The organism is Flavobacterium sp. GNP010, assembly GCF_056428945.1.
The window spans coordinates 1-1,331 of record NZ_JBWJVK010000120.1 but is presented as its reverse complement, the minus strand read 5'-3'; the positions used below and the strand labels follow the sequence as shown (position 1 = coordinate 1,331).

At 32.5% G+C, this 1,331-nt stretch carries 2 protein-coding genes; both read left to right on the top strand.

All coding sequences use genetic code 11. The features are described from left to right. A partial coding sequence (locus AC061C_RS15780) for a hypothetical protein (RefSeq protein WP_478291965.1) occupies positions 1-396 on the top strand: 396 nt, incomplete at its 5' end. A gap of 1 nt (position 397) precedes the next feature. Beyond that, positions 398-805 carry a hypothetical protein gene (locus AC061C_RS15775; RefSeq protein WP_478291964.1) on the top strand — a complete coding sequence of 136 codons (408 nt, stop codon included), beginning with the start codon at positions 398-400 and terminating at the stop codon, positions 803-805. The last annotated feature ends 526 nt before the right edge of the window (positions 806-1,331 follow it).

Here is a 1,331-nt window from a genome sequence, read left to right as displayed (position 1 = left end):
TTACAACATGGGGTATATGATAATGATCATGATTTAGGAAGTACTCTTGACCACGAAGAAGGGCACAAAAACGAGAATATTCCTCAAAATAAATATACATTTGTAAATCATGCCAATGTATATTTGAAACAAAGTAAAGCTTCAGATTTTAGTAACACGAGTAAAAATAATAAGTATTCTGTTGCAACAGGTTTTGTTGTTAGAACTTATAATGCGTATTTAAATAAAGAAATTAGTTTTGATAATTTGAAATCTAATGTGGCTAATTTTAATAAATTTAATACTAAAAATGGCGTTCAAATCAAATCTGAGTTTGATGGAAATGGTGTTGATGTTATAGTAGGAAAAAAGACATATGGTGTTAGTTTAGTACACTTGAAAAATCCTCAAGAATAATATGAAAAAGATACTTGTTTTAGTTTTATGCATTTCATTTGGTTGTGCCAACAAGCAAAAAGAGTTGGAGTATTTAATTTGTAAAGATTCCGTCCAATATTGGAATTACGAATGGCCAAGAAAAAGAGCCGAATATTATGGATTTACTTTTAGTTTTGATAAAAACGGAAAATTAAAAAAATATTCTTTTGATAAAGTAGAAAATAAAAGACGTTATTTTTGGGATATTCAAGACCCAGACATTAACAAGTGGAGTGTAACTAAAGATTCTGTATTAAAAGTTATGGGAGATAAAGAAAAGATTTTAAGATATACAGAAGATACTATTTACACCGTAAGCTTGAAGTATAAAATTAAAAGTTACTATGTTAGAGTAAAAGAAGATTTGAATATTGAAAAATACCCCTAGCTGGCTTGAGCGTTAAGTAACACAGGCGCTAGCGCGAGCATCTTGCTCGTACCCGCTATTTGAAGTGAGTAGCTTGTCTTCGATGGTCCCCGCTCTTTGAAGAATGAACAAGTACCGTGCGGGCTGCGCAAATGTCCCCCGCTCTTCGAAGAGTGAATAAGTTGTCGTGCGGGCTGCGCAAATGTCTCTGACTTTGCGTTTTTTACAAGTTCTTGAAAACGCTAAATATGATTAAAGTTTCCTGACTTTTTCTGTGATGCTTTCCATAAATGTGGCTTGTAACAAAACATTTTGATATGTAAGCGGTTCGATAGGCGGTTTTGCAAACTGTGCCAGAAAACGAGAGCAACTAAAACAAGTCAAAAAAACTGAGCAAACTGCTCGTTTTAGTATTTTAAAAAGTATTAGATTGCCTTGTTGGTTGGGTCAAATGAATGTGTATTAAAAGTTTTTTTAATAACTACCAATTGCGAACCGTAAAACGGAATTAAAGAAATACTATAAATCACAGCTATCCGAAAGTTTT

What these genes read in the sequence shown, in the direction of transcription:
- AC061C_RS15775 (WP_478291964.1), top strand. Translation starts at nt 398, where the DNA reads ATGAAAAAGATACTTGTTTTAGTTTTATGCATTTCATTTGGTTGTGCC.